Below are 25,595 nucleotides of genomic sequence, written 5' to 3'. Positions count from 1 at the left end.
GCCTGCCCCGGCGCGCGGTCGCGGGCTGCCCGCTCATGTGGCCGGTCATGTGGCCGGTCACTTGCCCGCCACCTGGCGGTTCCACAGGTCGAACGCGGTGACCTGGGCGTCGGCGGGCAGCGAGGGCTTCTTGGGGAACTCGTCGATCCACTGGTCGAACTCGGGCACCCCGTACTCCTTGACGACCTGCTGGGACTTGGCGGGCGCCATGGACAGCGGGACGTCCCTGACGGCCGGGCCCGGGTAGAAGTAGCCGTCGTCGTAGGCCTTGGCCTGCTGCTCGGGCGTCAGGATCCACTTGATCAGGTTGAGGTCCGCGGACATGGTGTCGGCGTCGACGCCCCTCGGGACCACGGCGTACTGGGCGTCCGTCACCCAGGTCATGTGATCGAAGTGGGCAGCCCTGATCTTCTTCGGGACGGTGCCGAGCGCCCGTGGGTTGATGTACCAGCCGGTGGTGCTCGTGGTCATGTCGATCTGGCCGTTGGCCAGGTTCTTCATGGTCTCGGCGGTGCCGGAGGCGTACACCGCGGCGTACTTGTCCAGCTCCTTGAGGTAGGCCCAGGTCTTGTCCCAGCCGTGCTCGGGGTCGGACGGGTCCTTGTCGCCGAGCAGGTAGGGCAGGCCCATCAGCCAGGTGCGGCCGGGGCCCGAGTTGGCCGGGTCGGCGTACTGGAAGCGCTTGGGGTGGGCCTTGGCCCAGGCCAGCAGCTCCTGGGGGGTCTTCGGCGGGTTCTCGACCGCGTCCGGGTTGTACTCGACGAGCGGGCCGGAGGGGTAGTAGACGATGGCGGTGCCCTTGCCCTGGGCGAGCTTCGCCATGTCCGCGGCGGGCGGCAGGTAGTCCGGGTCGCCGATGGCCTGCTGGTGGGCGCTCATGTCGGACCAGAGGTTCTGGGAGATGCCGGCGGCGAGCCCGTCGGTGCCGGTGAGGACCAGGTCGATCTGGACGTGGCCGGCCTGCTGCTGTGCCTTGATCTTGCCCGCGAGGTCGGGCGCGGGCGCCTTGGAGTAGGTGACCTTGCCGACGATGTCCGGGTGCTGCTTGCGGAAGTCGTCGATCACGCCCTGGGTGAGCTGGAGGTTTCCGGCGACGTCCAGGATCTCCAGGTCGACGGGCTTGCTCGGCTTGGCGGGGATCTTCTGGGCGGTGCCCTGGTCGTCCGTCGTGCCCGAGTCGGGCGCGCCGCAGCCGAAGGCCGCGGCGGCGAGCAGCAGGCCGATGAGCAGCAGCCGCTGCGGACGGTGGTGGGTGGGACGGGTTCCGTGGTGCGTACCGATGGTCACGGCGACTCCCTGCGCGGCACCTGGTGGTGCGCATAGCGCTTCGTCGGGTGAGGAGGTGCGCGGATCGCCCCTACCCACGCAGCTCTTAACGCCGCAAAAGATCCCTCTGTTTACTTGGACATGTCAAGACGGCGTGGGTACCTCCGGTACCGGGCGACCCCGAAAGTGCGCAGCCCTCACACCGGCAACACGACACCGGGGGCGCCCCGGCCCTCCGGGCGCCCGTCTCCCGGGCCTCGGCCTCTTGGGCGCCCCCCTGCCGGCGGGGCCTGTTCGCGCAGCCCCCCGCGCCCCTGGGCGCCCCCGGCCCTCTCGGGGCGCTCCGGCCCCTCCGGGGCCCATGCCCGACAGACTGCTCCGCCTTGTGGGGTCGCTGGGCTGCGCAGGTCTCGGCACCGCCTGACAGGTTCGTCGGGCTTCTCACCACCGCGGCGGGAGGGGGACGGGAGACGCAGGCGTGCGTGGGGACGCAGGCGTGCGGGTGGCCGAAACCGGCCCGCCCCATGCCCAGTAGGGGCCGGCAGGGCAGCTCAGCTCAGCTCACGGAGATTTCGGGCTGACCCGAGGCGACGCCGTCCTTCTCCATCTGTTCGGCGATCTTCATCGCCTCGTCGATCAGCGTCTCCACGATCTTCGACTCCGGCACCGTCTTGATGACCTCACCCTTCACGAAGATCTGCCCCTTGCCATTGCCCGAGGCCACCCCGAGATCCGCCTCACGCGCCTCACCCGGACCGTTCACCACACACCCCATGACCGCCACCCGCAACGGCACCTCCATCCCCGTCAACCCCGCGGTCACCTCCTCCGCAAGCTTGTACACATCCACCTGCGCACGACCACACGACGGACACGACACGATCTCCAGACCCCGCTGCCGCAGATTCAACGACTCCAGAATCTGAATACCGACCTTCACCTCCTCCACAGGAGGCGCCGACAACGACACCCGAATCGTGTCCCCGATCCCCTCCGACAACAGCGCACCGAACGCCACCGCCGACTTGATCGTCCCCTGGAACGCAGGCCCCGCCTCCGTCACACCCAGATGCAACGGATAATCACACCGCTCAGCCAACAACCGGTACGCATTCACCATCACCACCGGATCATTGTGCTTCACAGAGATCTTGATATCCCGGAAACCATGCTCCTCGAACAACGACGCCTCCCACAACGCCGACTCCACCAGCGCCTCGGGCGTCGCCTTCCCGTACTTCTCGAGAAGCCGCCTGTCCAACGAACCCGCATTCACACCGATACGAATCGGCGTCCCCGCGGCAGAAGCCGCCTTCGCAATCTCACGAACCTTGTCGTCAAACTGCTTGATATTCCCAGGATTCACCCGAACCGCAGCACACCCCGCATCAATCGCGGCAAACACGTACTTCGGCTGGAAATGAATATCCGCAATCACCGGAATCTGCGACTTCCGCGCGATCGCGGCCAACGCGTCCGCATCATCCTGCGTCGGACACGCCACCCGCACGATCTGGCACCCCGCCGCGGTCAACTCCGCGATCTGCTGCAACGTCGCACCCACATCCGACGTCCGCGTCGTCGTCATCGACTGCACCGACACCGGCGCATCCCCACCCACCGCAACAGACCCCACCTGGATCTGCCGGCTTTTACGGCGGTCTGCGAGCTTGGTCGGAACGGACGGCATGCCAAGAGAAATCGCAGTCATCTGCTGTGCAACCCCAAGGTGTGGATCAAGGGCCCCGTCGGTGGGCGGGCCGGGATCCGAGATTACGGCACGGGCGCACGCCGGGGCATATCCGCAGCGTATCCCGTCTTCTGTGTCACTCCTGCGGGCGGCCGGGCCACCACGGTGCCCGGCCGCCGTGAACCGACGTCGATCAGGAGATTTTGACCGGGTTAACGACGTCGGCGATGAGTACCAGGATGGTGAAGCAGACAAAGATCCCGGCGACCACATACGCCACGGGCATCAGCTTCGCGACATCGAAGGGGCCGGGGTCGGGCCGCTTGACCAGCCGGGCGGTGTGCCGGCGCAGCGCCTCCCAGAGGGCGCCCGCGATGTGACCGCCGTCCAGCGGCAGCAGCGGGAGCATGTTGAACAGGAACAAGGAGAGGTTGAAGCCCGCGACGAGGAACAGCATCATCGCGATCTGGTTCTCCGGCGGGATGTCGAGGGTGAACACCTCGCCGCCGACCCGGGCCGCGCCGACCACGCCCATCGGGGAGTCCGGCTGGCGCGGCGCACCGCCGAAGGCCGCGTCCCAGAGGGCGGGGATCTTGGACGGCAGCGAGACCATGGAGTCGACGCCCTGCTCCATCATGTCGCCCATCCGGCTCACGGAGCTGCCGAAGGACTGCTGGACGATGCCGGAGGCGGGGCTGAAGCCGAGGAAGCCGGCGTAGACGTACTTGCCCTCGACGTAGCCGCCGTGCCCGTCGACCTTGCTGACCTGGTTCTTTATGAGGTTGGCGTGCAGGACTCGGTGGGCGCCGTCGCGCTCGACGGTGATGGTGGCGGGGCCGATGGTGTCGCGGATGGTGTCCTGGAGGGTGGACCAGTCCTTCATGGGCCTGCCGTCCACCGCGACGATCTTGTCGCCCGCCCTGAGCCCGGCGGCCTTGGCGGGGGCGGGCCTGTCGCCCTTGTGGCAGGTGGAGCGGTTCTCGCTCTGCTGGATGACGCAGTCCGACACCTTGCCGACGGTGGTCGTCTGGGTCTCGACGCCGAAGGTCATCATGACGCCGAGGAAGACCGCGACGGCCAGGATCAGGTTCATGAACGGGCCCGCGAACATCACGATGACCCGTTTCCAGGGCTTGCGGGTGTAGAAGAGGCGGTGCTCGTCACCGGGCTGGAGCTCCTCGAAGGCCGCCGAGCGGGCGTCCTCGATCATGCTGCGCCAGGGGGAGGTGGAGCGGGCCTCCAGCTTTCCGTCCGGGCCCGGCGGGAACATGCCGATCATACGGATGTAGCCGCCGAGGGGGATGGCCTTGATGCCGTACTCGGTGTCGCCCTTCTTCCGCGAGAAGAGGGTCGGCCCGAAGCCGACCATGTACTGGGGCACCCGGATGCCGAACATCTTGGCCGTGGTGAGGTGCCCCAGCTCGTGCCAGGCGATGGAGATCAGCAGGCCGATCGCGAAGACGACTATCCCGAGGATCATCATCACTGCCGTCATGTGCGGGCCTCCGCGGTCGCCTTCGCCGAAAGTTCACGGGCCCTGGCGCGCGCCCAGGCCTCCGCTTCAAGGACGTCCGCGACGGTCAGTGAAGTTCCCGTACGAGGAGTGCCGTGTTCGGCGACGACCTCGGTGACGGTCTCCATGATGCCGTTGAAGGGCAGCGCTCCGTTCAGGAACGCGTCGACGCACTCCTCGTTGGCGGCATTGAACACCGCCGGGGCCGTCGACGCGAGTCGGCCGACGTGCCTGGCGAGCCCGACCGAGGGGAAGGCCTCATCGTCCAGCGGGAAGAACTCCCAGGTCGACGCCGTGCTCCAGTCGAAGGCGGGCGCCGCGTCCGGGATGCGCTCGGGCCAGCCGAGCCCGATGGCGATCGGCCCCCGCATGTCCGGAGGGGTGGCCTGGACGATGGTGGAGCCGTCCAGGAACTCCACCATCGAATGCACGTACGACTGAGGGTGGACGACGACCTCGATCTGCTCGAAGGGGATGTCGTACAGCAGATGGGCCTCGATCACCTCCAGGCCCTTGTTGACGAGCGTGGCGGAGTTCACCGTGATCACCGGACCCATGGCCCAGGTGGGGTGGGCGAGCGCGTCCTTGGGGGTGACGTGCGCGAGGTCGGCCCTGCTGCGGCCGCGGAAGGGCCCGCCGGAGGCGGTGACCACCAGCTTGCGCACCTGGGCGCGGGTGCCGGAGGCGAGCGCCTGGAAGAGGGCGGCGTGCTCGGAGTCGACCGGGATGATCTGGCCCGGCTTGGCCAGCGCCTTGACCAGCGGGCCGCCGACGATCAGCGACTCCTTGTTCGCCAGCGCCAGGGTCCGCCCGGCGCCGAGGGCGGCCAGCGTCGGGGCGAGGCCGATGGAGCCGGTGATGCCGTTGAGCACCGTGTGGCAGTCGGAGGCTGCCAGCTCGGTGGCCGCCCCGGGCCCCGCGAGGATCTCGGGGAGCCGCTCCCCGGCGCCGTACCGCGCGGCCAGCGCCTCGCGGAGCGCGGGCACCACGTCCTCGCGTGCCACGGCGACGGTGCGTACCCGCAGACGGTGGGCCTGCTCGGCGAGGAGCGCGACCCGCCCGCCCGCGGCCGAGAGGCCGGTGACGCGGAACCGGTCCGGGTGGCGCAGCACCAGGTCGATGGCCTGGGTGCCGATCGAGCCTGTGGAGCCGAGGATGACGATGTCCCGGCGGACCGAGGGGCCGCCGCCGGGATCGAAGACGAGATGCGGGTCCGCGAGGGGCGCTGGGCTGTCGCTCATCCCCCCATTGTCGCCGTTCGGCGAGACGGCGCCGACAGCGGCTGCCCGGCCGCGCGTCCCCGGGCCGCCGGGCCGAGGGCCTGCCGAGGCCGTGCCGAGGAGGCCTGCCGAGATCGTGCCGAGGCCTTCCGAGGTCGTACCCGGGCCGCACCGAGGCCGCGCCGGCGCCGCGGAGCACCGGTGCGCCCGCGTGCACGCCCCGGGGCGCGCGGCCGAGGGAGCGCGCACAGCCGCCGGAACACCTGCGCCATCGACGGAGTCGACGGGCCCCTCCTGTGCGGCGCGGTTCCCGACGGGATGCCGCCCCGGCGAAGCGGAATTGGGAATTTCCAGTTCCGAGGGTTTTCTGGGAGGCCTGGGGCGGGAGAGGGCGCAGGGGCGCATTCAACTGCTGTCATTGCGCTGGCATATGACATTTCCGCCGTCGCGAAATGGCACTGCCTGCGATTTCTCCTGCCGAACCGAAAAGACTTCCCGTTTACGTGACGATAGGTTCGCTCAGCGTCACGCGAGCGGTTAAGGTCGGCGAACACAGCACGACCCCGGGAACACGGTCTGCCAACCACCCGGGGCCTGCTGCATCAATGAGTACGAGACCAAGGAGCGTGCATTGCCCCTCCATCCCGCCGCCGTCCCTCCCCCGCACGGGGGCCGGACCAGCGGTTACGCAACTTACATGTCTCCCTTCGGGGACGTCCAAACCTCACGGGCCGTTTGCGGCCGGGTCAACATCCGGCTGGGAGCCTTCCTCGCCCTGCCGGTTCTGCTGGTGCTGCTGATCCGTGACGTCCCGGCCGCACCGCTGCTCGGTACCGCCGTGCTGACGATCCTCACGGCGGCAGGCAGCGTCACCTACCGCTATGCCAGGAGCGACCGCTCCTGACGCTCATGCCGGGCCGCGTCCGCACGGCCGCGGCCCGGCCCCCGCACCCCGCCGCCCCACCGGTGCGACGGTCTCCCTTTCGTTCCGCCGACCCGCCAAACCGGCACGGACCGCGTGACGAGAAGCAGCAGCCGGCCCTGGCACGGCCCGGGCCGTGCGCCCCGAAGGAGTCCCTGTGCCCACCCGACCCTCCAGCGACCTCACGTGCCCCTCCTGCGGAGCCACGTTCCGGCGCCCCAGCAACCGGGGTCGTCTCCCCCGGTTCTGCAGCCCGTCCTGCCGCAGTTCCGCCTACCGCGCCCGGACCACCGTCCGGGCGGGAGCGCCGCCGGAACACGACGAGGCCGCCGCCGGTCTCGCGGAGGAGACCCTGCGGACCGCCCGGGAGCTGCTCGGCGCCGCGCAGAGCGCCGCGCGCGGCGCCCCCATCGAGCTGGTGCACCGGGCGGTCACCATGAAGCTCGACGCCGAGGACATGCTCGCCGTGGCGGTGCGCAAGGCCCGCAGCCACGGGGTGACCTGGGCGCAGATCGGCGCGGCCACCAGCATGGCCGCCGGGTCGGCGCGCGGGCACTGGTCACCCGACCAGGTCGCCCGGGCGCTGGAGCGGCGCCGGCGCAGGGCGGAGGCCCGCACCCGCGGGCTGCCCGGGCAGGCGGCGCAGGGCGCGCGGGACGCACGATCCACGGCGGGCACGGGGCCGGCGAGCGGTGCGGTGCCGGTCGGCGGCACACCGCCGGCCGACGGCAGAGTGCCGGCCGGCGGAGCGGTGCCGGTCCGCGGGACGCTGTCGTCCGGTGGCGTGATGCCTGGAGCGGCGGTGGTACCGGGGACCGCTGCCGGTCCGGCGCCCGGCGCGACTGCGGGCATCGGCGCGGCGCCCGGGGCCGGTGCCGTACCCGGGATCAGAGGGGCGCCCGGGACCTGCGGGATGTCCGAGACCGGCGAGGCGCCCGGGACCTGCGGGACGTTCGAGGCCGGCCGGACGTCCGAGGCGGGTGGGGTTTCCAGGACCGGCAGGGTGACCAGGACCGGTGGGGCGCCAGGGCCCAGCGGCGCCTTCGAGACCAGGGGGACACCCGGGACCAGCAGAGCACCCGGGACCAGCGGGGCGTCCAGGACCAGCGGGGCGTCCAGGACCTGTGGCGCGCCGGGCAGCGGTACGGGACGGGCTGCGGGCGGCCGGCGCTCCGCGCCGCCGCGCGCGCCGGCGCGCGGGGACGACCAGGAGAGACGCGCCGCCGAACAGCTCGCCCTGGCCATGGGCCACCTGCGTGAGTCGCACCGCACCTCGGCCCGCGCCCTCGCCCGGCGCATCGGCGTCTCGGCCTCGTACCTGTCCCTGGTCCTCGCCGGCAAGCGGCTGCCGTCGTGGGAGGTGACGAGGAGCTTCGCCGAGGCGTGCGACGCCGATCCGGACGACCTGGCCCACCTCTGGTGCCAGGCGCACGGCACCGCGCCCGCGCCGCCGCGGTCGCCGTCCGAGGGGCGGGCGGTGATCCGCACGGCGCTGCGCGGCCTGTACCTGGCCGCGGCCGAGCCGGACCTGCCGGCACTCGGCGGGGCGGGGCAGGGCCTCACCCGGGACCACCTCGCCTGCCTGGTGGACCCGGCGGCGCCGCCGCCCGCTGACTGGGGGGTGATCGCCCGCCTGGTGACGGCGCTGGGTGGCCAGGAGGAGGACGTACGGCGGCTGTGCTGGCAGGCGTCCGCGCTGGTGGCCGGGGCGCAGGTGCCGCCACCCGGGGCCGCGGCCGGCCTGCCCGTCATCCCCGCGGCCGGCCTGCCCGTCATCCCCGCGGCTGCCTTCGGCTGACCCTCCCACCCCTCCCTCGCCCTCAGGAGCCCGTATGTTCCGCGACGAAGTCGCCGGCGTGGACGCCGGCCGTCCGCTGGAGTTCAACGGCATCGACGTGAGCCTGCCGCTGGAGTTCGGCGCGTTCTGCATGCTGCACGGCGCCCGGTACCGGGCCTACGCCCGGTGCAGGCTGGGGGACGGCCCCGCCGCCGAGCACGCGGTGCGGTGTGCCCTGGGGGAGCTGCTGGCTGCGTGGCCGGCGGCGCTCAAGCTGAGCCCGGCGGCGGTGGGATGGCGCATCCTGCGGCGCAGGCTGGCCATCGCCCTGCGGGCGCGCCAGGCCCCTGACGCCGATGTGGTGCACCGGCTCGTCGAGGGTCCGGCGGCCGACGCGGGGGTGCTCCACCACGGACTCGGACTCCCCGCCAAGGGCGTCGCCGACCTCATGGGATGCGGTGCGGAACGCGGCACGTACTGGCTGCTCGCCTTCGAGCGACGGCTCGCTGACGAGCGGCCCGGCGGGGCGTTACGCACCGCGGTGGACGCGCTGCGGGCACGCCGCGCAGGTGCCCCCCTGGCGGAAACGCGTGGGAGGCGCCCCCAGCGCAGTTCACCGGCCCGCTGAAGGGCGCGGCCGCGCCGGCGGCTCGGGGGGCGGCGGCGTCCGGCGGCCCGGAGGGGGCGCGGGGACGGCGCGGGGACGGCGCGGGGAACCGCGCGACCAGCCCCCACCGGCGGTGGCCGGAAACGAGACCGCAAGGGGCTCGGGCCGGTGGCCCGCCGAAGGCGCATCGTGGCAGGGGCACGCCCAAGCGGCGGTGCCTCTCCCACTGCTCCCCCTGCCCCTAAGGCTTCCCCACTGCCCCCAAGGCTCCCCCGCTGCCGTGAGGCGGGGGGTGGTACCGCCGGCGGTACCCCGAGGACACGGCCGCGCCCCTGGAGACGGGGCCCGAGGCGGAAGGGGGCAGGGCTCAGTGGATGCGCCGGTGGACGTTCTCCTTCTGGGACGGGCCCGGCACGGCGTCCGCGATCCAGGGGCCCTCGCCGCTGGGGTCCACGACCCCTTCCTCCAGCCAACTGTACGCACCCGCCATGACGCCCTTGACCAGCTTCCGGTCGGCCGCGTCCGTGTTCGTCCACAACCGGTCGAACAACTCGTCGACCCGCAGTCGCGCCTGGCGGCAGAAGACGTCGGCGAGTTCGTACGCCTCGCGCCCGTGCTCGCCCCCCGAGCGCAGCAGCTCCGCACGGACACAGGAGGCGCTCATCGCGAACAGCTCCGCGCCGATGTCGACGATCCGGCCCAGGAAGCCCTGCTTGGTCTCCATCCGGCCCTGCCAGCGGGACATGCCCATGAAGGTGGCGCGCGCCAGCCTGCGGGCACCCCGCTCGACGAACCGCAGGTGGGTGGCGAGGTCGGCGTGCCCGGCGGGGTGGAACTCCCCGTAGGTGCCGGGCAGGTACCCGGGCCCCGCGACCAGCTTGGGCAGCCAGCGGGCGTAGAAGCCGCCGGCCCTGGCGCCGGCCCTGGCCTTCTCGCTCAGGGACTTGTCGGGGTCGATGAGGTCGCCGGCCACGGACAGGTGGGCGTCCACGGCCTCGCGGGCGATCAGCAGGTGCATGATCTCCGTGGAGCCCTCGAAGATCCGGTTGATGCGCAGGTCGCGCAGCAGCTGCTCGGCGGGGACCGCGCGTTCACCGCGGGCCGCGAGCGAGGCGGCGGTCTCGAAGCCCCGGCCGCCGCGGATCTGCACCAGCTCGTCGGCCATCAGCCAGGCCATCTCGGAGCCGTAGAGCTTGGCGAGGGCCGCCTCGATGCGGATGTCGTTGCGGTCCTCGTCGGCCATCTGCGAGGAGAGGTCGAGCACGGCCTCCAGCGCGAACGTGGTCGCCGCGATGAAGGAGATCTTGGCGCCGACCGCCTCGTGCCGGGCCACCGGCCTGCCCCACTGTTCGCGGGCGCCGGACCACTCCCGGGCGATCTTCAGGCACCACTTTCCCGCCCCGGCGCACACCGCGGGCAGCGAGAGACGGCCGGTGTTGAGGGTGGTGAGGGCGATCTTCAGGCCGGCGCCCTCGGGCCCGATGCGGTTGGCCGCGGGGACCCGCACCCGGTGGAAGCGGGTGACACCGTTCTCCAGGCCGCGGAGGCCCATGAAGGAGTTGCGGTTCTCGACGGTGACCCCCTCGGCGGAGCCCTCCACCACGAACGCGGTGATGCCGCCCCGGTGCCCCTCTGACTCCGGTACCCGCGCCATCACGACCAGCAGGTCCGCGATCACGCCGTTGGTCGTCCACAGCTTGACGCCGTCGAGAACGTAGTCGTCCCCCTCCGGCACGGCGGTGGTGGCCAGCCGGGCCGGGTCGGAGCCGACGTCCGGCTCGGTGAGCAGGAACGCGGAGATGTCGGTGCGGGCACAGCGCGGCAGGAAGGTGTCCTTCTGCTCCTCGGTGCCGAAGAGCTTCAACGGCTGGGGCACGCCGATCGACTGGTGCGCGGAGAGCAGCGCGCCGATGGCCGGGCTCGCTGAGCTGACGAGGGCGAGGGCCTTGTTGTAGTAGACCTGCGTGAGGCCGAGGCCGCCGTACTTCTCGTCGATCTTCATGCCGAGCGCGCCCAGTTCCTTGAGGCCGATGATCACCTCGTCCGGGATCCGGGCCTCACGCTCGATGCGGGCGGCGTCGACCTTGGTCTCGCAGAAGTCGCGCAACGCGGCGAGGAAGGCCTCGCCGCGGCGCACGTCCTCGTCCGCCGGCAGCGGGTGCGGGTGGATCAGGTCGAGGCGGAAACGGCCGAGGAACAGCTCCTTGGCAAAGCTGGGCTTGCGCCACTGCTGTTCGCGGGCGGCCTCCGCGACCTGCCGTGCCTCCCGCTCGGTGACGGCGCGGCCGGTGGCGGACGTGGCCTCGGACGTGGTCGGTGCGGACATGGAGAGCTCACCTCGCCCCATTCTCGTGGGCGCCGGCCGGTGGTTACCGGCCGGTTCTACTCAGCCGTATACCCCCGATGGGAGGGAGTTACCGGTCCGCACCGGTTTGCGACACGAGCGGGTGAGCGGCCTACGGCCCCCGCCGGCGGGCCGCACCCCGGCAGGGACGCGGGAGACCGGCCGGTGAGGCTGCGCCCCGGCAGGGGCGCGGGGAACTGCGCGACCGACCCCGACGCACCCGCGGCGAGCCACCGGCCCGGGCCCCTTCCGGTCCCGTCCCCGACCACCGGCCGGTGGGACTTGATCGCGCAGTTCCCCGCGCTCCAGGGACCCGCCGAGCTCCGGAAGGCCTCTTCTCCCGCCGGAAGGCCTCGTGTCCGGCCGGCGGCGGTTGGGGGTGCGGGCCCCGGAGGGCCCCTAGAGGTCGAGGCCTGTGAGCACCATGACCCGCTCGTACGTGTAGTCCGCCATCGCGAACCGCACGCCCTCACGGCCCACCCCCGACCGCTTCACGCCGCCGTACGGCATCTGGTCCGCGCGGTAGGAGGGGACGTCGCCGACGATGACGCCGCCGACCTCCAGGGTGCGGTGGGCGCGGAACGCGGCCTGCAGGTCGTGCGTGAAGACGCCGGCCTGGAGCCCGTACTGGGAGTCGTTGACGGCGGCGAAGGCCGCGGCCTCGTCCTCGGCCCTGGCGACCGTGAGGACCGGGCCGAAGACCTCCTCACAGGAGACCGCCACGTCCGGGGGCACGTCCGCGAGGACGGTCGGCGCGTAGACGGCGCCCTCGCGCTTGCCGCCGGTGAGCAGGGTGGCGCCGGCCTCCCGGGCCTCCTCCACCCAGGACTCGACGCGCCGCGCGGCGTCCTCGCTGACCAGCGGCCCGACGTCGGTGGCGTCGTCGGCGGGGTCGCCGGTCACCTGCGCCTCCACGGCGCGCACGATGCGCGGCACCAGGCGGTCGTAGAGGGCCGCGTCGGCGATGACGCGCTGCACCGAGATGCAGGACTGCCCGCCCTGGTAGTTGGCGAACGTCGCGATGCGCTGCGCGGCGTGGTCGAGGTCGGCGTCGGAGGCGTAGTCGCCGAGGACGACCGCCGCGCCGTTGCCGCCGAGTTCGAGCGTGCAGTGCTTGCGCGGCACCGAGTCCAGGATGGCGAAGCCGACCTTGTCGGACCCGGTGAAGGAGATCACCGGCAGCCGTTCGTCCTGCACCAGCGCGGGCATCCGGTCGTTGGGCACCGGCAGCACGGACCAGGCCCCGGCGGGCAACTCGGTCTCGGCGAGGAGCTCGCCGATCAGCAGGCCGGACAGCGGGGTGGCCGGGGCGGGCTTGAGGACGATGGGAGTGCCGACGGCGATCGCGGGGGCGACCTTGTGGGCGCACAGGTTCAGCGGGAAGTTGAACGGCGCGATGCCGAGCACGACGCCCTTGGGGAAGCGCCGGGTGAGGGCGAGCCGTCCCACGCCGCCGGGATCGGAGTCCAGGCGCTGTGCCTCGCCGCCGTTGAACCGCCTGGCCTCGTCGGCGGCGAAGCGGAAGACGGAGATGGCGCGGCCGACCTCGCCGCGGGCCCACTTCATGGGCTTGCCGTTCTCCGCGGAGATGAGGGCGGCGATCTCCTCGCTCCGCTCGGCGATCCGCCGTGAGACGTGGTCGAGCGCGGCGGCGCGTACGTGCGCGGGGGTGGCGGCGAACGCGTCGCGGACGGCGTACGCGGCGGCCACCGCCTCCTCGACCTGCTCCTCGGTCGGCACGGCCGCCCGGCCGACCAGGCGCCCGTCCCATGGGCTGGTGACGTCGACGGTGGTCTCGCCGGTGGCCTTGCGCCCGGCGAGCCAGAAGGCGTGGGTGGTGGTCATCGTGGGCCGGCCCTTCCGAGGTGGGATCTCTCTGGCCTCCACGGTAGGGGCGGAGGGACGGCCGGTCGTTTGTCCGGTACGTAGCATTCCCGCACGCAGCTGTGACGGATTGGCAGGGACAATCGGACGCCACCGGACGCCACGGCCGTAGGCCGTCGACGCGGGGCCGCGCCGCGAGAGGGGCGCGGGGAACTGCGCGAGCAACCCACCCGGACTGTCATCCCGCCACCGAACCAGGCAGCCGCCCTGCCGCACCGCCCACCAGCGACAAACCGGCGGCACCACACAAACCGCCCAAGACACAGCGGCAGGACGCGGAACGCGCCCGAAAGGGCGCGGGGAACTGCGCGACCAGCCCACCGCAACCCGCAGCCCGCCACCGACCCAAGCAGCCGCCCCCTACCGCACCCGCCCACCAGCGACAGGTGGGGGATCCGCGCTGCCGAGGCGCGGAGTGGGGTGCCCCGCCCCCGGGGCGCAAAAGGGCCCACGGGGAGCATGGGGGCGTGCGGGCCCGCAGCAGGGGGCCGCCCGGGAACCCCCTACTCCGCCCCCGCCGTCGCCTTGAGCGCGAGCCACAGCTCCATGCGCACGTCCGGGTCGTCGAGGGAGCGCCCGAGGATCTCCTCGACGCGGCGCATCCGGTACCGCAGGGTGTGCCGGTGCACGCCGAGGTCCGCGGCGGCCGCGTCCCACTGGCCGTGGTGCGAGAGCCACGCGCGCAGCGAGGCGACGAGGTCGCCGCGGCCGTGTGCGTCGTGCTCGCGCAGGGCCCGCAGCAGGCCGTCGGCGAACGCCCGCACCGCCTCGTCGGCGAGCAGCGGCAGCACGGATCCCGAGGCCAGCTCGGCGTGTTCGACCAGGGCCCGGCCGCGCCGCCGGGCCACCGAGAGCGCCTGCTCGGCCTGCCGGTACGCGGCCGGTGCGCCGATGAGCCCGGCGGGCGCGGAGACCCCGACGACGACGTCGGCGACCTCGGCGGCGGCCGCCGGCTCGGCCGGGGTGCCGTGGGAGGCGTCCAGGGCCTCGGTGTACTGGGCGCAGGCGTCGGCCGCGACGCCGCCGTCGGCGGCGAGCAGCACCAGGCGGTCGCCCTCGGGCACCACGAGGACCGCCTCCCCCGCGCGGGCGGCGGCGGACTCGACGGCGTCCACAAGCGCCTCCAGCGGGCCGGCGGGGGGCGGCTCCGGGGCGGCCGGGACGGCACCCGGGGCCTGGGCCCGGCCGGTCTTGGCGGCGGCCGGGGCAGGCCGGGCCGCGGAGGTCTGCTCCGCGATGATCAGCCGGTAGGGCGCGTCGAGCAGGCCTCCGTAGAGGTCGCCGGCGACCGCCCGGGCGTGGTCGGGCTCGCTGGCCAGCAGCATGCGCAGCACCGCCCCGCCGATGCGCAGCTCCGCCGCGTGCAGGGAGCGGGAGCGCTCGGTGGTGAGGGTGAGCAGGGCGATCGCGGAGTGCACGGCGTACCGGTCGGCGGTGCCGAGGGCGGCGGCGGTGCCGACGGCGAGCGCGGCGCGTGGCCGGCGTCCGGTGCCGAGCGTGTGCAGCTCCACGCGGTCCTCGGCGCCGCCCCTGCGGTCCGCGGCGCCGATGCCCACGACGGCGCTGGCCGGTGCGGGCCTGCGGCGCAGCCGCTCCACCTCGGGGGTGAGCCGGGCGGCCCTGCGGGACGACCACTCGGGGGCCGCGGCGACCACGGCGCCGGACGCGTCGTACAGCGCGGCCCAGCCGTCGACCTGGGCGGCGAGCGCGCTGAGCAGCCGCTCGGGGCCGTCGGCCAGGGCCTGCTTGGTCAGCTCGCGCTGGGCGGCGAAGCCGGCGGTGACCGCGCGGTACTGCTCGGCGGCGATGGCGGCGGAGACGGCCTTGCTGATGGCGAGGAAGGGGGTGCGGCGGGGCACCTCGAGCAGCGGCAGGCTCTCCGCGGTGGCGGCGTCCACCAGGGCCTGTGGCACGTCCTCGTAGTGCACGCCGACGGCGAAGCCGATGCCGGCGACGCCGGCGCGGGCCAGGCGGTGCACATAGCGGCGCATCGCCTCGTGGTCCTCCGCGTCCAGATTGAGCGCGGTGATCAGCAGCAGTTCGCCGCCCTCCATGTACGGCACCGGGTCGGTGAGCTCACTGGCGTGCACCCAGCGCACGGGGGCGTCCAGCCGGTCCCCGGCCGCGCGCACCGTGAGCTTGAGGGCGGAGTGGTGGACGAGCGAGGCGAGGGTGGGAGGCATGGGACCAGGGCCTTCGGTTCTGTGACGGACGCACGCCGGCGGGCCTCGTCCGTAAACGCTGACGGGGCCGTGCCGGGCACGGTGACGCAGTGACGGCTACGACGAGAACACCGCGGACGCTGTCAGCCCGGCCCTGACACCGCCCGGGCAGCCACGCGGCCCTCACTGATCATTTGGCCGTCGCGTATGAACGGTCCCTATCGATTGTGCCTCAGTGTAGGGGACCGATGCGATCCCTGCCCCACCTCATCCGGACAATCCGATCACCGTGTCCCGGCCGTTCACGGGCGCGAACGGGACGCGGTGGGGGGCGCCCACCAGCAGCGGGGCGCCCCAGCGGCGCGGGAGACCGCCCTGCGCACCCCGACGACGGGAGACCGGCACCCCGGTCACGGGCGCGGCGCCGCGCGGTCAGGCGCGCAGGTCGACCAGGAGCGGCGGGGCGTGCTCGCCGTCGACCGCGGTCAGGGAGAGCACGGCGTGCCCCGGCGGCAGGTCGTGCGCCAGCTCGGAGGCGGACCAGCGTTCCCGTTCCACCTGCCGCACGGTCACGGCGTCCGTGGTCACCGCCCTGCCGGTGACCAGCTTGCGCAGCGCGTGGATGGCGCGGGTCATCGGCTGGTCGGCGAAGACGGTGTGCTTGGCGACCTCGCGGGTCTCCACCCACTGGGTGCCCCACGCCTCGGCGAAGCGCCGGCCGTCCCAGGTGGTGACGCCGGAGAACGCCATGCGGCAGCCGACCGCGCTGTGCAGTGCCCCGTGCAGCGCCTCCGGCACGTCCGCGATGGTGCGCAGCGCCAGCACCACGCCCGCGTTCACCGCGCGCAGCCGCTGGATGCCGCGCACCGTCCGGGCGGTGACGGCGTGCGTGGCGTCGTCGAGGACCAGGCAGACGAAGGACCCGCGGTCGGTGCGGGACGCGGCGAGCGAGGTGAACTGCGCGAGCAGCAGCCGGGCGAGCAGCCGCGACGCCTCCTCGTGCCGCCGCTCAGGGAGGTCGATGCGGACCCGCAGCGGGTGGTGGGCCATGGCGCGCAGCGAGAAGCTGCGCGCGGCGCGCTCCCCCGCGCCGAAGAAGCCGGCGAACGCGGGCCGGTCCAGCACCGCCAGCCGGTCGGCGAGGGCCAGGCCGGGGTCGGCGGGGCTCGCCGCGAGCCGCGCCCGGGCGTCCAGCTCGCGCAGCATGGCGTCGTTCCCCGCCGCCTCCAGCGCGCCCCGCAGGGCCGCGAGGGCGGGCGGCGCGCCGGCCAGCAGCTCGGCCAGCTCGGGCACGGTGGGGAAGCGGCGGTGGGCCGCGTGGAACGGGCCGAGGAGCTGGGCCAGCGCGGTGCCGGCGCGCCGGGCGTCCACCCCCTCCACGTCGCCGACCAGGCCCTCGGCGAGGAAGGACGCCGCCTCGTCGGGGTCGGTGACGCCGGCGTACAGGTCGAGGTCGTGCACGGAGGCGGGGTCGCCGGGCCGCACCACGACGTCGAAGGCGTCGTCGGGCCCCAGCGGCGTGCCGGCGGCGCAGACGGCGACCACGGCGCAGCGGCCGGTGAGCGCCTGGAGGGCAAGGGACTCGACCACGGGCCGCACGAGCCGGTCCGTCTTGCCCGCGCCGGGCGGACCGACGGCCAGCAGCGAGGTGCCCAGCACCGCCGGTTCGAGGGCGGCGCCCGCGCCGCGGTGCTCGAAGGGGTTGCGTTCGCCGTCCACGCAGGTGCCTATCCGCACCTGACCGGTGAGCAGGTCGTGGTGGGCGGTGCGCGCCGGGAGGTCGCGCGCCCCGGACGGGTGGGTCCAGGCGGCCGCCCCGTCGCGCAGGACGGTGTCCGTGAAGGCGGCGAGGGCCGCGGGGCTGTGCTGCGCCGCCGCCCAGGCCTGCCGCACGCGGGCGCAGTCCACGTCGTTCATCCGGCCGGCCCGCACCTCCGCGGCGAGCCGGTCCGCCGCGTCGTGCCGCCCCGCTGCCCGCACCTCCGGCCACTCGTCCGGCGGCACCCCGGGGGCCGGTTCCTTCGGCGGCGGGGGCGGCAGCTCACCGCCGCCCGCGGCGCCGCGGCCGCGCAGCACCGCCGACCAGCCGCCGATCCTGGCGAACGGCCACAGGAGGGCCACCGTGATCGCCGCGTAGAGCAGGAACGTGAAGAGGTCCGACCGGTACACGCCGCTGCCCGCCACCAGCGCGACCAGCGCCAGGACCGGGAGCACGACGGGCACGACCTCCGTCCACACCAGGAGCATCACCACGGCCGCGGCGAGCAGGGCCACGCCGGCCCTGAGCGGTTGCCGCCGGCCCGTCACGAACTGCCTGGCCGCCTCCGGCCAGTTCCCCAGCCGGCCGAAGACGACGACCACAAGGCCGAAGACCACGCCGTCGTAGACGTACCGGGCCTCCCTGCCCTCGACGGTCCTGATGGACGTGGTGCCGGGCCACCACCAGGCGTCGGGCGTGAAGAGCTTCAGCGGGACGAACTGGTACGGGATGTATCCGTTGCGCCACAGGGACCAGACCAGCAGCCCCGACAGCAGCGAGATCAGCATGCCGGTCAGCAGCGCCCGGGCGGAGGCGCGCTCCGGTTTCTCCTCCGGGCGGCGCGGCACGTACCCGTACCGCCAGACGCCCGGTGTGGCGGGTGGCCGGGGGCGGCTCAGCCATTCGGCGGTGGCCGGGCGGGCGACCGGGGCGGGCGGGTGCCCGGGGCGCGGCGGGACCGCCGGCGGCCCGGCCGGGCGCGGCACCGGTACGGCGTGCGTGCCCTGCGTCTGGTGTGTGCCGTCCCTGTCCATCGCCCCTGTCCCCCTGACCGGCCGCTCTCCTTGCGGGTCAATCTAGTGCCCGGGCAGGGGGAGTTCACCGGTGACAGTCCCCTGGCCGTGTCCTCGCGCCACCGTCCAGGGTCGGCGGGCCTGCGCGGGGCCGGTCCCTCCGGCGGGCCCGGGGCGGAGGCACGGGTGGTGCGGGCCGGGCCCGTGGCTATGTCCACTGCGGACAACCCCTCTTCCCGACAACTCCCCCGTGGAGCATGCCTCCACCCCACCCACGGCCCTAGCCTGCGAAAGAACCCCAAGACGCCGGAAACCACCGAAGCCGCCGGGAACACCGGAGCACCAGGCGCACCGGGAACACCGGGAACACCGGGAACAAGAACGTCACCAGAGCGCACCCGTGCGCACCAGAACGCAGCAGAACGCACCAGGCAGTGTCCGCACCACCCCACAGGAGCCCCTTCATGACCGCACTTCCGCAGGAGCGCCGCGTCGTCACCGCCATCCCCGGCCCCAAGTCGCAGGAGCTTCAGGCCCGACGCACCGCCGTGGTCGCGGCGGGTGTGAGCTCCGTGATGCCCGTCTTCGCGGCGCGCGCCGGCGGCGGCATCATCGAGGACGTGGACGGCAACCGGCTGATCGACTTCGGCGCGGGCATCGCCGTCACCACGGTGGGCGTCTCCGCCGAGGCCGTCGTCCGGCGTGCCACGGCCCAGCTCGCCGACTTCACCCACACGTGTTTCATGGTCACCCCCTACGAGCCGTACGTGGAGGTGGCCGAGCGGCTCGCCGAGCTGACCCCGGGCGACCACCCGAAGAAGTCGGTGCTCTTCAACTCCGGCGCGGAGGCGGTGGAGAACGCCGTCAAGATCGCCCGCTCGTACACCAAGCGGCAGGCGGTCGTCGTGCTCGACCACGCCTTCCACGGCCGCACCAACCTGACGATGGCGCTGACGGCCAAGAACATGCCGTACAAGGACGGCTTCGGCCCCTTCGCGCCCGAGGTGTACCGGGTTCCGGTGGCGTACGCCTACCGCTGGCCGACCGGCCCCGAGAACTGCGGTCCCGAGGCCGCGGCGCAGGCCATCGACGAGATCACCAAGCAGATCGGCCCGGAGAACGTCGCCGCGATCATCGTCGAGCCGGTGCTCGGCGAGGGCGGCTTCATCGAGCCCGCGAAGGGCTACCTGCCGGCGCTGCGGGAGTTCGCCACGCGGCACGGCATCGTCTTCGTGGCCGACGAGATCCAGTCCGGTTTCTGCCGCACCGGCCAGTGGTTCGCCTGTGAGGACGAGGGCATCGTGCCGGACCTGATCACCACCGCGAAGGGCATCGCGGGCGGCCTGCCGCTGGCCGCGGTCACCGGCCGCGCCGAGATCATGGACGCCGCGCACAGCGGCGGCCTGGGCGGCACCTACGGCGGCAACCCGGTGGCCTGTGCGGGCGCGCTGGGCGCGATCGAGACGATGAAGGAGCTCGACCTGCCCGCCCGGGCCCGCCGGATCGAGGAGATCATGAAGCCGCGGCTGACGGCGCTCCAGGAGAAGTACGACGTCATCGGCGACGTCCGCGGGCGGGGCGCAATGCTCGCGATCGAGCTGGTGAAGGACCGTACGACCAAGGAGCCGGCGCCCGAGGCGACCACCGCGCTGGCCAAGGCCTGCCACGCGGCGGGGCTGGTGGTGCTGACCACCGGGACGTACGGCAATGTGATGCGGTTCCTGCCGCCGCTGGTGATTCCCGAGCACCTGCTGAACGAGGGGCTCGACATCCTTGAGCAGGCGCTTGCGGGGCTCTGAGCGGGGCGCGGCGGGCGGCGTGGTGGCGGGTTGCGGCAACCCGCCCTCCCGCCGGCCACCTGCCGGGGCCGGGGGGCGTCAGAGGTCGCCCCTCCAGGTGGTGGGCGTACTGCCGGTCGCGTCGTGGCTGTCCCCCACCGCCTGAAAGGCGTGGGGGGTACCCCCGGCAGTTCCCCGCGCCCTGGGGGCGGGGCGCTGCGCACCATCCGCCCGCCGTCTCCCGGTGGCCGGTGGCCGGTGGCCGGTGGCGGCAGAGAGTGCACCCTCGGGACGGTGGCGACCCGCGGTCCCGTCGTGGCTCGTCGCGCCCACGCGGCGGAGCCGCCCCATGTCACAGCCCGCCCCGGGTGGGCCGGGGCGGGCCCGCGCCGGCAGGGCCGTTCGTGCCTCTCCCAGGCCGCCGCGTGGGGGTCAGAGGGTGTGAAGAACGTGTGCGAGGGCAATGACGGGTTGCCGATCGGGCTGTCGGGGGGCCGGGCCACTGTCGTAAGTTCTTCGCAGATGAGAGAGACACCCCGCCCACAGGGGACTGCGGGCGGTTCCGGATCGTGGCCTCCCCAGCCGCGTTCCGGCTGTGCCCTCGCGCACACACCCGGGGCCTTGGGCCCCGGAACTCCTCACCGATCGGATGGCCGCCCGCCCCAAACCCCCCGGGGCGCGCGGCAAACCGGTCAGAACGGCCACCCCGGAACCATCCCCCCTGTTCCGGGGTGGCCGTCCGCATGTCTGGCCCTGTCGCTGTTCGCCCTGGTCGCCTGGCAGGTCGCCGCCGACGGCCCGCTGCGCCGCGCCGACGAGCGCCTCGGCCACGCCCTGCGCGGCGGCCTGTTCCGCCCGCTCGCCGAACTCCTCGCCGACCTGGGGAACGCCACGGTCGCCGTCCCGGTGCTCGTCCTGGCGATCGGATGCACCGCGCTGCGCGACCGCCGCCGGGCCCCGGCACGCTGGTGGCTGCCGCCGCTCGCGGCGGCCCTGGCGATGGGGGCGGTGCCGGCGCTGGTCGTGCCGCTGAAGGTGCTCATCGGCCGGCCCGGCCCGCCGGGCGCGGCTCCCGGCGGCTACTTCCCGTCGGGGCACGCGGCCACCGCCGTCGTCGCCTACGGCCTCGCGGCGCTGCTGATCCTGCCGTCCCTCGGCTGCCGCGCCCACCGCCGCCTGCTGCTCGCGGGCGTGCTCGCCCTGAACGCGGCCATCGGCGCGGGACTGGTGGTGCGCGGCTACCACTGGCCGCTGGACGTGCTGGGGAGCTGGCTGCTGTGCGGTGTGCTGCCGGGGGTGTGGATTCGTGTGGTCCGGCGATGGGGGCCGGGGTGGTGGTCGGGCGGTTCGGGCGGCCGGGTGCGGTCGGTCGGCGGGGGCGCGCGTGCCGCTGCCGGAGGGGGGCGGCGGGTTGTCCGCCCGCGGCCGTCCGGAGCGCCGGGTTCAGGAGGCCGTGGAGAGCGGGAGGCGGGACGGGTCGGCGAGGCCGAGCAGGCGGAGTGAGGGGCCCCGGCCGAGCGCGGCGAAGAGCTCGGCGGTGGGCCGGTCGGTGCCGACGGCGCCCTCGGTCTCCTCCAGGTAGCCGGTGAGAAAGTCCCGTACCGGCGCCGCGGGCAGGGTGGCGGCGGACCGGCCGGCGCCCGGCGGCCCGGTGGTGAGGGCCGCCAGGAGCATGCCGTAGATGCGGTTGCGGCCGGGCCCCAGCGCGGGCTGGAAGTACGGCAGGTCCAGGGCGCGTGCGCCGTGCCGGGCGTAGAAGCGGAGCCGGGCCGCCGGGTCGCCGCGGCACGGGTCGGGCGGGTGGCCGAGCGGGTGCTCGAACTCGGCGAGGGTCATCAGCGGCCGGAACCGGCTCTGCCACGCCCCGGTGACCTCCGCCATCAGGCGGCTGCCGAGACCTGCCGAGCGCAGGCCGGAACGGACGGCGAGGTGGGCCAGCAGCAGCACCCCGCTGTCCGGCGACCACTCGCCGACGGCCGCCGCAAGGGGGCTCTGACTGTCGTCGACGAGCGCGGTGACGACGGCGCGGCCCTCGGCCAGCGGTGCGACGAGGACCCCGCCGGGCATCAGCTCGTCCGCGTTGAAGGCAGGGCTCAGTACGTCGCGGTGCACCGCGTCGAGCAGCGGGCCGGGGCCCGCCACGTCCAGGACCCGCATGGGCGCCCCTTCCTCATCCTCGTCGCCATCCGCCGCGCCCGACCCATATGCCGAGCACCGTCGCGCCGGCTCCGATGAGCACGACGCCGGCCACGGCCAGGGTCCGGGCGAGCGCCTGGCCGCTGAAACCGGTCTGGAGCACCTGTACCAGCCCGGACACCCCGGCCGCGGCGATGACGGCCAGGAACACCTCCAGCTTCACCCGCTGCTGGGCCAGCCGCTGGGCCGCCAGCTTGTCGATGGTGACGCCGAGCTGCTCCGTGGCGACCTCTTCGAGACGAGCCGTCAGTTCCTCCGCGCGCTCCGGGAACCCGGAGTACCGCAGCAGGAGGTCGATGTCCCGGGCGTCGACGGGCGAGGTCACCAGCGAGGGGGAACGGATCAGGGCGAGGACGGCCCTGGCGTCCACCGTGAACTCGTTCAGCCGCACCTTCTCGTCGTCCACCTCCTGGGAGAGCTCCGTCAGCTCGGCGACGCTCGCCACGGGGCCGCCGGCCAGGGCGAGGCTCCGGCGGTGCAGGAGCTGGATCCGCTCGTAGTGGCCGGCGAGCTCGTCGGACCAGCCCGCGAAGAGGCCGTCCAGGGACGCGGTGAACTCGGCGAGGTCGACCCGGCCCGCGCTGATGAACTCCGGCTGGCCCAGGGAGACCAGCAGGGTGGTGTTGGGGGTGCGCACGACGAGTTCCTCGCTGAGCCCCCGGGCGACGGCCGCGTGCTCCACTTCGGTGGGGAACCGTATCCAGTCGGCGACCGAGCCCATCTGCGACGGCACCGGGTTGACGAGCACCTCCGCGCCGCCCGCCGCCAGCGCCTCCGCCGTCGTCCTGACCTCCCTGGGGGTGCCGGCCCCGTGCGGACCCACCGCGGTGGACGCGGCGTCCACGCTGAGCACGAGCTGGTACATGCCGGGCCTGCTGACCGTCCGTACGCCGGAGAACCGCCGGCCGTCCGCACCCGGCGACGGCTCCGGGCCGCCGCCGGCAAGGGCCCGCCGCAGCTCACGCTCGACGTCCTCCGCGAGGGCGACGGCGAGGTGGGACAGGCGCGGCCAGGTCCTCGCCGCCGGGCCGGGGGCGCCGGTGCGGAAGGAGACCCGCCCCTGGCCGTGCTCGGGGGCGCCGCGGAACATCATGGCGTACAGCTCGTGGGCGGGGGTGGCGGTGATCTCCGCCTCGAAGCGTATGGCGTGGTTGCCCAGTTCGGAGAACCGGACCTGCGCGGCCACGGAGGCGAGCCGGGCTCCGTCGAGGCCCCGGACGACGACGTCGGGGAGGGTGATGGCCGCGCCCTCGTAACGTCTGCCGCGGGAGTCCGAGCCGTCCCAGATGTCGTCCATGTCCAGCGAGGTGGAGACGGTCAGCTCTCTCGTCCCGCCGAGTGTCCAGTCCGCGGCGTGCCGCCGGACCTCGTCCACCGCCTGCTCGGCGCCGATGCCGCGGACGGCGAACGGGTAGAGGTAGACCAGCGTGCCGTGGTCCACGGTCAGCCAGACGTCGTTGCGGCGGGCGTCGAGCCGCAGCAGGCTGAAGCGGTGCGCCCGTAGTTCGCTGCGGTCGACGCTGGACAGGGCCGGGTGCGCCTCCGCGGCCCCCAGGACGCGGATCACCTCGCCCAGCGGGGTGCCGGAGCGCAGGAACTCCCGGGCGCCCCGGGCCGCCGCCGCGACCGCCGTGCAGTACGTCTCCCACTTCTCCGCGGCCGCGGAGAGGTGGTCGCCGAGCGCGGGGAAGCCGGTGAGCCGGGCGGCCAGCCGGGCCGTCCGGCGGGCGCCGCGGGTGGCGTCGTCGCAGGCCGCGGCCAGGCCGTCGAGGCGGCAGCTCACCATCGCGTTCTCGGCGCTGATCCGGTGGTCGAGGACCGTGAGGGCGGACAGCACGGCGTCCACCGCGTCGCGCTCGCGGGGCGGCACCCGGACCTGCCCGGAGCGCAGCAGGCGCTCGGTGGCGCGCAGCGTGTCCCACAGCAGGCCGAAGTGGTACGAGACCTCCCAGGCCTGCTCGACCTCGTACAGCAGGTGGAGCAGGAGCAGGGCGGGGCCGCCGGGCTCGTCGCACACCCTCGGCAGTTCCGCGGCCAGCGCCTCGGCCACCTCGCCGGTGCGGTCCGGCGGGCGGCGGGCGGACGGCCGGCGCTCCGCGCCCTGCCCGGTGTTCCAGCGCGGCAGGTCGCGCAGCCGCCCGGTGCGCACGCCGTGGCTCGCCAGCCAGTGGCCGAGCGGCTCCGGGTCACCGCCGGCCAGCGCGCTCAGGAGGTCCCGATGCATTCCCGCATCTTAGGAACGCGGAGGTGTGCGGCGGGAGGAGCGGAACGAGCCAGAGCACCGGTGCGCGGGGGCGCGTCGTGCGCCGGGCGTGGTTGTGCGCGGGTGCACGGGTTCCGCGGGTGCGCTGGTCCCGCGGGGGCGTGGGGGCGCAGGTGCGCTGGCCCGCGGGTGCGCAGGTGCGCTGGCCCCGCAGGCGCGCGAGTGCGTGGGTGCGCGGATCCCGCTGGTACGCGGGTCCCGCGAGTGCGCGGATCCCGCCGGCGTGCGGATCCCGCTGGTGCGGTGGTGCACGGGGGCCGCGGTGCGGTGTCGCCGGTGTGCTGTTCGCCGGTGCGTCGGCCGACCCGCGGGTCGGCGGCCGGCGGACCGGCGAACCCGCGGACTGGCGCGCCGGTGCGGCGGCGGACTCAGCGTCCGGCGGGGTAAGGATGGGTCCGGACCGGTCCGGTCGGAGGCCCGGCGGGTGGTGCGCGGCCGTCAGTGCGGGTGGTGCGCGGCCGTCAGGTCGGCCGAGTAGCCGTAGCCGCCGTCGGTGCCGTAGTCGTCGTCTCCGGACTCGGATATCGCGACGGCAAGGGCGATCACCACGACCACCGCCAGGATGATGCCGATGATGCCCAGCACGAAACCGGCCTGGGCCTGGCCGCCGTTGGTGGCCTCGCCCCGTTCGACCCGTTTGCGGCCCTTCACGCCGAAGACCACGGCGAGGATGCCGAGGGCCAGGGAGACCACACCGTAGACCCAGCAGAGGCAGACGGAGAGGATGCCCAGCACCAGGGCGGCGGTGCCCTGGCCGTTCTGTGGCATGCCCATGCCCGGCCAGCCGTATCCGGGGTAGCTCCCGGGATAGCCGGCGCCGGCCGGATAGCCGGGGTACCCGGGTGCGCCGGGGCCGCCCATCGGGGCACCCGGGTAGCCGGGGCCCGGGCCGGGGTGACCGTACCCGGTGCCGGGGCCCGAGGGGGCCATGGGCGGGGGCGGCACAGCCCCGGGCGCGCCGGCCGGCGGGAAGCCGGGCGCGGTGGCATGGCCGGCCAAGGGCGGGACCCCGACGATCGTCTGCTGGTCGTGCAGGCCCTGCTGCGGCGCCGCGGAACCCTGCGGGGGCGGCCCCGCGGAGCCCTGCGGGGGCGGCCAGGCGGACTGCTGCCGCTCAACCGGCGAGGGCGGTCCGTACGGCCGCGAGGGACCGCCGTAGGCCTGTGCGGGCGGCTGCGAAGGGCTGCCGGGCACTTCGTGC

At 74.1% G+C, this 25,595-nt stretch carries 16 protein-coding genes; 5 read left to right on the top strand and 11 right to left on the bottom strand.

What is annotated here, in order from left to right; translation table 11 throughout:
- Nucleotides 1-57: 57 nt before the first annotated feature.
- From ACSMXW_RS27700 to dxr, 4 genes are all read right to left on the bottom strand, one after another.
- Nucleotides 58-1,287, bottom strand: coding sequence for an ABC transporter substrate-binding protein (locus ACSMXW_RS27700; RefSeq protein WP_485800235.1), 1,230 nt, complete (start codon nt 1,285-1,287; stop codon nt 58-60).
- Between the two features lie 535 nt (nt 1,288-1,822).
- On the bottom strand, nt 1,823-2,977 hold the full coding sequence (gene ispG, locus ACSMXW_RS27695) for a flavodoxin-dependent (E)-4-hydroxy-3-methylbut-2-enyl-diphosphate synthase (protein WP_485800234.1): 1,155 nt from the start codon (nt 2,975-2,977) through the stop codon (nt 1,823-1,825).
- A gap of 172 nt (nt 2,978-3,149) precedes the next feature.
- Nucleotides 3,150-4,451 (bottom strand): M50 family metallopeptidase, encoded by a 1,302-nt coding sequence (locus ACSMXW_RS27690; RefSeq protein WP_485800233.1) that lies wholly within the window; start codon nt 4,449-4,451, stop codon nt 3,150-3,152.
- A complete protein-coding gene (dxr, locus tag ACSMXW_RS27685; RefSeq protein WP_485800232.1) occupies nt 4,448-5,710 on the bottom strand; it encodes a 1-deoxy-D-xylulose-5-phosphate reductoisomerase in 1,263 nt (420 codons plus the stop codon). The genes ACSMXW_RS27690 and dxr overlap by 4 nt, the downstream gene beginning before the upstream one ends.
- A 676-nt stretch (nt 5,711-6,386) precedes the next feature.
- Here dxr and ACSMXW_RS27680 point away from each other — a divergent pair.
- The 3 genes from ACSMXW_RS27680 to ACSMXW_RS27670 all read left to right on the top strand — a co-directional run bounded on the left by ACSMXW_RS27680 (nt 6,387) and on the right by ACSMXW_RS27670 (nt 9,016).
- Complete coding sequence (locus tag ACSMXW_RS27680) at nt 6,387-6,593, top strand: hypothetical protein (protein ID WP_485800231.1); 207 nt, start codon at nt 6,387-6,389, stop codon at nt 6,591-6,593.
- Between the two features lie 175 nt (nt 6,594-6,768).
- Entirely contained in the window at nt 6,769-8,409 is a 1,641-nt protein-coding gene (locus tag ACSMXW_RS27675; RefSeq protein WP_485800230.1) for a helix-turn-helix domain-containing protein, read from the top strand.
- Nucleotides 8,410-8,443: 34 nt separating this feature from the next.
- The gene (locus ACSMXW_RS27670; protein ID WP_485800229.1) at nt 8,444-9,016 is read left to right on the top strand and encodes a hypothetical protein; all 573 of its coding nucleotides are present in this window, start codon (nt 8,444-8,446) and stop codon (nt 9,014-9,016) included.
- A 346-nt stretch (nt 9,017-9,362) separates the two neighbouring features.
- Here the strand turns inward: ACSMXW_RS27670 and ACSMXW_RS27665 are convergent, their stop codons facing one another.
- The 4 genes from ACSMXW_RS27665 to ACSMXW_RS27650 form a co-directional block, all read right to left on the bottom strand.
- Nucleotides 9,363-11,321: an acyl-CoA dehydrogenase family protein gene (locus ACSMXW_RS27665; protein WP_485800228.1), complete on the bottom strand. Its 1,959-nt coding sequence runs from the start codon at nt 11,319-11,321 to the stop codon at nt 9,363-9,365.
- Between the two features lie 417 nt (nt 11,322-11,738).
- On the bottom strand, nt 11,739-13,184 hold the full coding sequence (locus ACSMXW_RS27660) for an aldehyde dehydrogenase family protein (RefSeq protein ID WP_485800227.1): 1,446 nt from the start codon (nt 13,182-13,184) through the stop codon (nt 11,739-11,741).
- A gap of 542 nt (nt 13,185-13,726) precedes the next feature.
- Complete coding sequence (locus tag ACSMXW_RS27655; protein ID WP_485800226.1) at nt 13,727-15,406, bottom strand: PucR family transcriptional regulator; 1,680 nt, start codon at nt 15,404-15,406, stop codon at nt 13,727-13,729.
- Nucleotides 15,407-15,817: 411 nt separating this feature from the next.
- Entirely contained in the window at nt 15,818-18,178 is a 2,361-nt protein-coding gene (locus ACSMXW_RS27650; protein WP_485800225.1) for an ATP/GTP-binding protein, read from the bottom strand.
- A 443-nt stretch (nt 18,179-18,621) separates the two neighbouring features.
- On the opposite strand from ACSMXW_RS27650, the gene gabT reads away from it, so the two are divergent.
- The gene (gabT, locus tag ACSMXW_RS27645) at nt 18,622-19,956 is read left to right on the top strand and encodes a 4-aminobutyrate--2-oxoglutarate transaminase (protein ID WP_485800224.1); all 1,335 of its coding nucleotides are present in this window, start codon (nt 18,622-18,624) and stop codon (nt 19,954-19,956) included.
- Nucleotides 19,957-20,556: 600 nt separating this feature from the next.
- Nucleotides 20,557-21,438: a phosphatase PAP2 family protein gene (locus tag ACSMXW_RS27640; protein ID WP_485800223.1), complete on the top strand. Its 882-nt coding sequence runs from the start codon at nt 20,557-20,559 to the stop codon at nt 21,436-21,438.
- Here the strand turns inward: ACSMXW_RS27640 and ACSMXW_RS27635 are convergent.
- From ACSMXW_RS27635 to ACSMXW_RS27625, 3 genes are all read right to left on the bottom strand, one after another.
- The gene (locus ACSMXW_RS27635) at nt 21,379-22,092 is read right to left on the bottom strand and encodes a GNAT family N-acetyltransferase (protein WP_485800222.1); all 714 of its coding nucleotides are present in this window, start codon (nt 22,090-22,092) and stop codon (nt 21,379-21,381) included. The genes ACSMXW_RS27640 and ACSMXW_RS27635 overlap by 60 nt on opposite strands.
- A 13-nt stretch (nt 22,093-22,105) precedes the next feature.
- The gene (locus ACSMXW_RS27630) at nt 22,106-24,355 is read right to left on the bottom strand and encodes a hypothetical protein (RefSeq protein WP_485800221.1); all 2,250 of its coding nucleotides are present in this window, start codon (nt 24,353-24,355) and stop codon (nt 22,106-22,108) included.
- 477 nt (nt 24,356-24,832) lie between these two features.
- Entirely contained in the window at nt 24,833-25,588 is a 756-nt protein-coding gene (locus ACSMXW_RS27625; protein WP_485800220.1) for a DUF4190 domain-containing protein, read from the bottom strand.
- Nucleotides 25,589-25,595 lie beyond the last annotated feature (7 nt).

It is taken from the genome of Streptomyces sp. DSM 116793, assembly GCF_057320905.1.
The sequence above is the reverse complement of the archived record's forward strand: the minus strand, read 5'-3'. Positions and strand labels throughout refer to the sequence as shown.

Coding starts and splice junctions, on each gene's coding strand:
- dxr (WP_485800232.1), bottom strand. CDS start 5,710: ATGAGCGACAGCCCAGCGCCCCTCGCGGACCCGCATCTCGTCTTCGAT.
- ACSMXW_RS27650 (WP_485800225.1), bottom strand. CDS start 18,178: ATGGACAGGGACGGCACACACCAGACGCAGGGCACGCACGCCGTACCG.
- ispG (WP_485800234.1), bottom strand. CDS start 2,977: ATGACTGCGATTTCTCTTGGCATGCCGTCCGTTCCGACCAAGCTCGCA.
- gabT (WP_485800224.1), top strand. CDS start 18,622: ATGACCGCACTTCCGCAGGAGCGCCGCGTCGTCACCGCCATCCCCGGC.
- ACSMXW_RS27630 (WP_485800221.1), bottom strand. CDS start 24,355: ATGCATCGGGACCTCCTGAGCGCGCTGGCCGGCGGTGACCCGGAGCCG.
- ACSMXW_RS27660 (WP_485800227.1), bottom strand. CDS start 13,184: ATGACCACCACCCACGCCTTCTGGCTCGCCGGGCGCAAGGCCACCGGC.
- ACSMXW_RS27670 (WP_485800229.1), top strand. CDS start 8,444: ATGTTCCGCGACGAAGTCGCCGGCGTGGACGCCGGCCGTCCGCTGGAG.
- ACSMXW_RS27655 (WP_485800226.1), bottom strand. CDS start 15,406: ATGCCTCCCACCCTCGCCTCGCTCGTCCACCACTCCGCCCTCAAGCTC.
- ACSMXW_RS27690 (WP_485800233.1), bottom strand. CDS start 4,451: ATGACGGCAGTGATGATGATCCTCGGGATAGTCGTCTTCGCGATCGGC.
- ACSMXW_RS27665 (WP_485800228.1), bottom strand. CDS start 11,321: ATGTCCGCACCGACCACGTCCGAGGCCACGTCCGCCACCGGCCGCGCC.
- ACSMXW_RS27680 (WP_485800231.1), top strand. CDS start 6,387: ATGTCTCCCTTCGGGGACGTCCAAACCTCACGGGCCGTTTGCGGCCGG.
- ACSMXW_RS27635 (WP_485800222.1), bottom strand. CDS start 22,092: ATGCGGGTCCTGGACGTGGCGGGCCCCGGCCCGCTGCTCGACGCGGTG.